Source organism: uncultured Ferrimonas sp., assembly GCF_947489035.1.
Lineage (GTDB): Bacteria > Pseudomonadota > Gammaproteobacteria > Enterobacterales > Shewanellaceae > Ferrimonas.
In genome coordinates this window covers 1-202 of sequence record NZ_CANLCI010000105.1, presented here as the reverse complement: position 1 = coordinate 202, position 202 = coordinate 1, and the positions used below count along the sequence as shown (strand labels likewise).

The following is a 202-nucleotide window of genomic DNA, read 5'->3' as shown; positions in this document are numbered from 1 at the left end:
GCGCTATCCCCTTCGGTGATGCGGTCGGCGTCGCTGGAAATTTCCGGCAGATCGTCAGTACCGGTGATGGTGATGGTGACGGTGGTGGTGCTGCCGTCACTTAAGGTCACGGTGAATTCACGAATTTCTTCCTGACCCAAAGTCAGTGCATCAACGGTGTCGTTGTCGGCTAGGTCGAAGGTCCAGCTGCCGTCGGCGTTGA

General features: G+C 57.4%; 1 protein-coding gene. It reads right to left on the bottom strand.

Annotated elements, in window-relative coordinates; genetic code table 11:
- On the bottom strand, positions 1-202 hold a 202-nt coding region (locus tag Q0796_RS18280; protein WP_298445931.1), incomplete at both ends, for a VCBS domain-containing protein.